This window comes from Pseudomonas sp. GW821-FHT01E05, from assembly GCF_059422425.1.
The window spans coordinates 1-7,586 of sequence record NZ_JBWKWW010000024.1 but is presented as its reverse complement, the minus strand read 5'-3'; the positions used below and the strand labels follow the sequence as shown (position 1 = coordinate 7,586).

The window sequence follows — 7,586 nt, the reverse complement described above, 5'->3', positions numbered from 1 at the left end:
AAATCTCCACCAAGCCGCGCACCGGGCCCTCGATCACTACCTGACCCCGCCGCCATCGGGCAAGTCGCGCGCAAGCGACGAGCGTCCGCCCCAGTTCTTCACTGTCGCCCCGGACATCAACCCCGAAGCCTTGATGGCCCACACCTACGAAACCTTCTGCTCGGCCAGCACCCTGACCCTGGACCTTTCCGAAGATCTGGAGGGCAAACACCGCAACCTCGCCCTGGCGATTTATAGCCTCATGGAGTTGGGGTTGTTGTTGGTCGAAAAAATGATGGATCGCGAGCATTCGGTGAAGGTGTAGACAAGTGGAGCAAGCGCGCCCGCGTCAATCGCAGGCGCGCCAGAGTTGAAGGGGTTTGGGTTTGGCGCGGGACTTCGGCGCGCCCTGAGCCAGTCAGTAGAACAAAGGGGACACCCATTTCCGTCTCTGGGTGAGAAGCAGTCAAGTGCGATCGCCCGAGATGACTGCACCACTCTGCAGGCCAGCATCGAAAAACGGGGCGCCTTCAACGTTGCAGACAAAATCCAATGCTAACGGTTATTTCGAAAACTGCCAGGCGTCACGCCGACAACCTTCTTGAAGGCTCTGGTCATATGGCTCTGATCAAAAAATCCGCAACTAAAAGAAGCTTCCGCAATACTCGCGCCCCTGCGTAGAAGGTGTTGTACGTGGGCGATTCTTTTCTGGATTTGATAGCTGTGGGGAGAGATGCCGACGTTCTTTTTGAACACCCGGATCATGTACAGAGGATCGAGATCAACGAGCCTGGCGAGGTCTTCCAGCGGTATGTTTTTTTCAAACTCATCTTCCAGCTTCTTCTTGATGCGTTTTACCGCGTCACGTTCAGCGGCATCTGAAGACTTGACGTTCACTCCATTCCTCTGAAAAAGCTGTGTGACCAGCTCCAGCAGGAGGGTCTCGCGCTCAAGGCTTGGGTTGGACTTCTCAATGATCTGATGGTGATTCAAGAACGACTGGGCAAACACTTCGTCTTGAGTCAGCGCATGTTGAAAAAGATGAATGTGCTCGGAAGAGAACCTGTCCTGAAAGACCACGTTATTAAGCCATGCCGGGTCAATGTAGAGCATCCGATACATCCAGCCTTCGTCGCTTGCGGGAAGGCCGTCATGTATCTCTCCAGGGCTGATAGTGACCACGCTCCCGGCAGTTCCCAAGTGATGGGCGCCACGATAGAAGAGTTTTTCAACGCCGCTGCTTATGACGCCGATCGCATAGCGCTCATGTGAATGCCGACCAAATGACTGGGTACTGTAGCGAGCCGACAGCAATTCGCAATCGCCCTCAGGTATCCGCCAGAACCGAGAGAAATCCTCATTGATTCTTGGGGAGTTTTTTCCGCGCCGGCGCTCTTCCATGACCTGTCCAGTTTTGTGCAATACGTTCGAAAAATGGCCGAATAAACTTAGCACCCATTCCATAATGCAAGCTAGAGAAAATAATGCCGACAAAACTGGTTATCGGGGATTTCAATAAGTCCTCTTGGTCATTTCGGGCGTGGCTGGTTCTTGTGACGGCTGACGTTTCGTTTGAAACCGTTCAAATCAAACTGGAAGAAAAAGATACTCGCGAACGCATTCTGAAGTACTCCCCTTCAGGAAAGGTACCGGCGCTGCTTCAGGACGATATTGTTATCAACGACAGTCTGGCAATTTCTGAGCATATTGCGAGTGTCTACCCTGAAGCAAACTTGTGGCCGCAAGAACAACACATCAGAGCGCTGGCTCGGTCCGCGGCGGCGGAAATGCATTCCGGCTTTACTCATGTACGTACCCAGATGTCGTTTGGTTTGAACACCGGTGACACCCCAGAAGTTTTGACGACTGAAACGAAAGATGAAATTCAGCGTATCTTCAATATCTGGAGCCACTTAAGAAAGGTGAGCGGTTCCACGAAATTCCTCTGCGGTGAGTTTGGGGTTGTGGACGCAATGTTTGTCCCTGTAGTTTTTCGCTTTCGTCGCTACGGGATTGCCGTGCCAGCGCCGCTGCAAGCCTACGTCGATGCGGTGCTGGCTTACCCGCCGGTGCAGCAATGGCTGCATCTGGCCGCCGAAGAGATCTAGCGTGCCCGTAGCGTTAATGCTGCGCGGCTGAATCAGGGTGTTGCCTAACCATCAGTGGAGTCGCTATGTCGACCAACAGGGCTGTGCTTGAGTTGACGGTGGGTGGCTTGATGCTCAGCCTTTCTGCCTTGGCCGTGGCCTTCGCCCATATCGGAGCGGGGGGCGCCGGATTTTATCGAATGTTGTTTGCCTCGGTGTTGTTTTATCTGTCCTTGAAACTTCGCAAGATCCCGGTAAAGTTACAAAATAGCAAGGCCAGGTTATACACCGCGCTGGCGGGCGTGTTTTTAGCGGTTGATTTGATTTTTTGGCACCAGAGTATTTATATCGTCGGCCCGGGCATCGGTTCGATTCTGACCAATTGCCAAGTCTTCTTTATGACCCTCTTGGGACTTTATCTACTGAAGGAAAAGCCCTCGTTCTACTTTGTGATATCGATCACTTTGGCGTTCGTTGGGCTGTATATGTTGTTGCTGCCCGAGATAACCACGACGGTAGGGATAAAAGGCGTTGTATTTGGCGTGCTATCAGGCTTGGCTTATGCCATTTGCGTGTATTTTCTGAAGATCAACACCCAATTACCGGAGGGCGGTGGAGACAAGATCGCCCAAATGCTAAACCTGAGTGTTTGGGCGGCTCTCGTTTTGCTGGGCTACGCCGTCGCGAATGGAGAAAGCCTGGTTATTGCGGATCAACAGACGCTGTTCATGTTGATTATCTATGGCGTGCTTGTGCAGTTTGTTGGCTGGCTATTGGTCAACCGTTCGATTGGCTCCATTAGTTTGGGCTTGGCCGGCTTGATTCTGCTGCTGGAGCCGGTGATCACCTACTTCATCGATGTCGCCGTCTTGAATAAAGCCAGTTCTGTGCTTCAAATCAGCGGTGCATTGATCACCATCCTTGCAGTTTACATTGGTTCGATAAAACCACCGGAGAAGGCTGTACCACTGACTGAGCCGGCTTGACGTTGTGGCAACAAAATTAAGAAGGGCCTTGCATTGCGAGGTCTTTTTTATGCCTGTAGAAAAGTGTTCACCACCGCTCTGATCGTTCCCATGCGCAGCAAAGGAATGCATCCCGTGACGCTGCGCGTCACAAATTGCCGCCCCACCAAAATCGCCAACCAAGCGACTTGATCCAACAACTTTCCAGGCACCATCCACCGACTACACCGCCATGCGCCATTGCGTACACATCCCCCAGAATCGCCCCGCTTGTGCGCCTTACCCCACGCCACTAAGGTTCTCCTGTCGCTGCCCATCAGCGATCGGGTTTAGTAGCCCGTGGTAATTAGGCAAGTTGCATTAGCTTCACTCAGTCAGGCTTCCCTATCGCCTGCACTTGATGGTGGCTGTGCGCAGGGCGCTTCGGCGCGCCGGTAATGGTGACTCCCCGGTCGACTAACCTGCGTACAGCCGCCACCCCTTCGTTTAGTAGCGAGTCGGTGGCAGCCAATGACGAGAAAACGGGTACGACGGGTTCAACCGGGCAGGTTGCGAGAGAGGGACAACCCTGCAGTTAACAACTGCAGGGAGAGTTGGCTTTGAGCCTTGACTGGAGACCGGCTAATGGGTGTCCCCTTTCCCCTTCCTGCGCGTTGCGTAGCCAGTGCCTGCGCACATCCCCGCGAACGCGGGTATCCAATGAACTGTCACTCGATCTCGAACAGACCGTTGCGCACCGGCGTGGCGGCCAGGCGCTGGCGGATGTCCTCATCGATGCGCGCATCGTCCGGACGATAGAGCATCACCTGGCGGTAGGCGCTGACCCGGTTGATCTCCGGCCCCAGGTACTCCCAAACCACGCGGGTGCAGGCCGGAGTGCGCCGGTCGCCGCTGGAGACACCGGTCTTCAGGCCATTCAAGCGGGTGATGCGGCTCTTGAAGCTGGGGATGAGAATGGTCTGACTCATCTCGTTGACGGTCAGCGACTCGTAGTCGATGAGGAACAAGCGGTCCTGCAGGTGGAACGCCGCGCCCAAGTAGCGGCAGCGCACCCAGTCTTCCGCCTGCACGTCAGTGCTGCTGGAGCGCTCTTGGCGTTCCTGGCGCTCGAACAGGAAGTTGCCGCGCTCCTCGCGCAGATGCACCAGCGACAACAGGATGCTGCCAGGCACCGACATGCAATTGGCGTATTCAAAGTAGTAGCCGCAGTAGCGCGATAGGCTACTGGAGTGCTCACGCAGTGGTTGCAGCAGGCTGTAGAGCGGGTCATCGGTCGGACTCGAAGCGCTGTCCGTATTGCGCGCGCCGATGAGGCGGGAGAACTGCTCAGGCGGCAGGCCCAGTTCGTAGTCCTCGACCCCGAAGAAATCTCCGATGTGCCTGAGGTTGTAGGCAGTCGGCTGGCTCTGGCCACTAAGGTACTTGTTGAACTGCGCGCGGTTGATCGCCAGTTTGCGACAAACCTCGGCGATCGAGCGGTAATGGCTGCACAACAGCTTGAGATTGGTGCCCAGGTTGTTCGACATGCGCCGGCCTCCAGTGATGCGAGCTGCGCGAATATAGCATCAACTAGCATCAGATCAAGCAAACCTGCGAAATGGCCTGACCGTCGGCGCTGGCCCATCATGCTCGCCACACTCACGGCACTGTTGTCGTGCAGTCCATATTCGAACAATAAGAATCGAGGAATCCTCCATGCTCGAAGCGCTTAACGATTTCCTGTCCGGGAAACTGCTCATCGTGCTTATCGTCGGGTTGGGCAGCTACTTCACCCTACGCTCCCGCTTCGTCCAGTTCCGTCACTTCGTCCATATGTTCAGCGTGTTCAAGGACTCCCTGCGCAGCAGCTCCGGCCAGTTGAGCTCGTTTCAGGCGTTGATGCTCAGCCTCGCTGGCCGTGTCGGTGCGGGCAATATTGCAGGCGTTGGCATCGCCGTGACCCTGGGCGGCCCCGGCGCAGTGTTCTGGATGTGGGTGACCGCGCTGGTCGGCATGTCCAGCAGCTTCTTCGAGTGTTCCCTGGCCCAACTCTACAAGCGCAGTGACGGCAACGGCCTTTACCGTGGCGGCCCGGCCTACTACATCCAGCACGGCCTCGGCCAGCGCTGGCTGGGCATGGTCTTCGCGGCCCTGCTGCTGGTGACCTTCGGCTTCGCCTTCAACGGCCTGCAATCCCACGCAGTGACTCACTCGTTGGAAAACGCCTTCGCCTTCCCCGTACAGTACAGCGGCATCGCCCTGGCCGCGCTGCTGTGCCTGGTGTTCATTGGCGGCATCAAGCGCATTGCCGCAGTGGCCGACCTGCTGGTGCCGGTCAAGACCCTGATCTACATCGCAGTGACCCTCTACGTGATCGTGCTGCAATTCGACCATGTACCGGGCATGCTTGTGACCATCGTAAAGAGTGCCTTCGGCCTCGACCCGGCCTTTGGTGGCCTGATCGGCAGCGCCATCGTGATGGGCGTGAAGCGCGGCGTATTCGCCAACGAAGCGGGCCTCGGTAGCGCACCCAACGTCGCCGCCGTGGCTGCCGTGCGCCATCCGGTGGCACAAGGCGTGGTGCAGGCGTTCAGCGTGTTCCTCGACACCTTTGTCATCTGCACCTGCACCGCCCTGCTGATCCTGCTCTCGGGCTTCTACACCCCGGGCTTCGAGGGTGACGGCATCGTCCTGACCCAGAACTCCCTGGCCGCAGTGGTTGGTGACTGGGGGCGGATCTTCGTCAGCGTGGCGCTGGCGCTCTTCGTGTTCACCTCAATCCTCTACAACTACTACCTCGGCGAGAACAGCCTGCAATACCTGTTCGGCCGCAGCCGTATTGCACTCATCGGCTACCGTGTCCTGGTGGTGGTGCTGATCCTCTGGGGCTCCATCCAGAACCTGTCTACGGTGTTCGCTTTTGCCGACATCACCATGACCTGCCTCGCCTTCGTCAACCTGATCGCACTGGCCCTGCTGTTCAAGGTCGGTCTGCGGTTGATGCGTGACTACGACGAACAGCGCCGCTCCGGGATCCAGACCCCAGTGTTCGATTCGGCGAAGTTCGCCGACCTCGACATCGACCGTGACGCCTGGCCCGCCGGGCAGGTCGCCGAGGCGCCCGTAGAACAACCTGTAGCGAGCCTGGTGCAAAGCCGCCGCTAACCCTTTAACAACGCTTCATAGGGTGCCGCTTTCCCGCTTGGCGCGGGGGAGTGGCATCGTCGCATCAGACAACAGTGCTCCCTGGCCCTGGCCGAATCCGCTAAAGCGATCCGCTGCATGCTGGCCCACCTGTTTCATCTCACGAGTTCCCAAGGACTACGGCATGAGCGCAGTCAAAAACCTTTTCGTACTCTATACCGGCGGCACCATCGGCATGCTGCAGACTCCTCAAGGGCTGGCCCCTGGTAGCGGTTTCGAAGCGCGTATGCGAGCGCACCCGGGAAGCCAGGCGTCGGCCCTGAACTGGCAGTTTCACGACCTGCTGCCGCTGCTCGATAGCGCCAACATGAGCCAGGCCAACTGGCTGGCCATGCGTGACGTCATTGTCGATGCGGTGACCAATGGCGGCCATGACGCGGTGCTACTGTTGCACGGCACCGACACCCTGGCCTACAGCGCTGCCGCACTGAGCTTCCTGCTGCTCGGCCTACCGGTGCCAGTGGTGCTGACCGGCGCCATGCTGCCCGCTGGCGCCGAGGGCAGCGATGCCTGGTCCAACCTGTGTGGCGCCATGCAGGCCCTGGAAGCGGGCATCGCGCCCGGGGTGCATCTGTATTTCAGTGGCGAGCTGATGCACGGCGCGCGGGTCAGCAAGCTGCGCAGCGATGCCTTTAACGCCTTCACCGTGCTGCCACGGCAACGTGATGGCGAACGCGCCGATGCGATCCCTTTGGTCCTGGACTACCTCCAGCCGCGCCAGCCGGTGAACCTCGCGGTGCTGCCGTTCTTCCCGGGCATCCAGGCTTGCCATGTGCAGGCCCTGCTCGATAGCGGCGTACGCGCGCTGCTGCTGGAGTGCTACGGCAGCGGCACCGGTCCCTCGGACAACGCCGAACTGCTGGCAGTCCTGCACGCAGCCCATGAGCGCGGCGTGGTGCTCGCGGCCATCAGCCAGTGCCCGCACGGCCATGTCGAGTTCGGCATCTATGCCGCCGGCAGCCAGCTCCTCGCCAGCGGCCTGGTTTGCGCGGGCGGCATGACCCGCGAGGCGGCGCTGGGCAAGCTGTTCGCCCTGCTAGGCGCAGGTCTGGAGCAGGCCGAAGTGGAACACTGGTTCGCCCTCGACCTGTGCGGTGAGCGGGTGGACTGAAAGATCGCTCCTCAGGATCGCGCTTAATGACCCGGTCCTCCCTGAAGTGGGGAGGCCGGCCAGAGGATTCTCAAGTTTATTTACCGCACACTGCGCTTCACCAATCGCCGCCGCACCCGACAACTCCCCCCAACCACAGCAACTTGATCCAACGACTTTCCGGCGTCATCCACTGACTACACCACCTTGCGCCATTGCCTACAAATCCCCCAGAATCGCCCCGCTTGTGCGCCTTGCCCCACGCCACTAAGGTTCTCCAGT

At 58.2% G+C, this 7,586-nt stretch carries 7 protein-coding genes; 5 read left to right on the top strand and 2 right to left on the bottom strand.

Going from position 1 to position 7,586, the window contains the following annotated elements:
* A partial coding sequence (locus tag AC07W5_RS29400; RefSeq protein WP_495024858.1) for a DUF6124 family protein occupies positions 1-304 on the top strand: 304 nt, incomplete at its 5' end.
* Between the two features lie 230 nt (positions 305-534).
* Here the strand turns inward: AC07W5_RS29400 and AC07W5_RS29395 are convergent.
* Positions 535-1,380: a helix-turn-helix domain-containing protein gene (locus AC07W5_RS29395; RefSeq protein ID WP_495024857.1), complete on the bottom strand. Its 846-nt coding sequence runs from the start codon at positions 1,378-1,380 to the stop codon at positions 535-537.
* Between the two features lie 83 nt (positions 1,381-1,463).
* On the opposite strand from AC07W5_RS29395, the gene AC07W5_RS29390 reads away from it, so the two are divergent.
* Positions 1,464-2,087, top strand: coding sequence for a glutathione S-transferase family protein (locus AC07W5_RS29390; protein ID WP_495011140.1), 624 nt, complete (start codon positions 1,464-1,466; stop codon positions 2,085-2,087).
* Positions 2,088-2,152: 65 nt separating this feature from the next.
* Complete coding sequence (locus AC07W5_RS29385) at positions 2,153-3,052, top strand: DMT family transporter (protein ID WP_495024856.1); 900 nt, start codon at positions 2,153-2,155, stop codon at positions 3,050-3,052.
* Positions 3,053-3,738: 686 nt separating this feature from the next.
* Here AC07W5_RS29385 and AC07W5_RS29380 read toward each other — a convergent pair.
* Positions 3,739-4,557, bottom strand: a complete 819-nt coding sequence (locus AC07W5_RS29380) for an XRE family transcriptional regulator (RefSeq protein WP_495024855.1) — start codon at positions 4,555-4,557, stop codon at positions 3,739-3,741.
* 169 nt (positions 4,558-4,726) lie between these two features.
* Between AC07W5_RS29380 and AC07W5_RS29375 the strand changes: the two genes are divergently transcribed.
* Positions 4,727-6,175 (top strand): alanine/glycine:cation symporter family protein, encoded by a 1,449-nt coding sequence (locus tag AC07W5_RS29375; RefSeq protein ID WP_494991905.1) that lies wholly within the window; start codon positions 4,727-4,729, stop codon positions 6,173-6,175.
* Positions 6,176-6,338: 163 nt separating this feature from the next.
* Positions 6,339-7,325, top strand: a complete 987-nt coding sequence (locus AC07W5_RS29370; RefSeq protein WP_495024854.1) for an asparaginase — start codon at positions 6,339-6,341, stop codon at positions 7,323-7,325.
* Positions 7,326-7,586 lie beyond the last annotated feature (261 nt).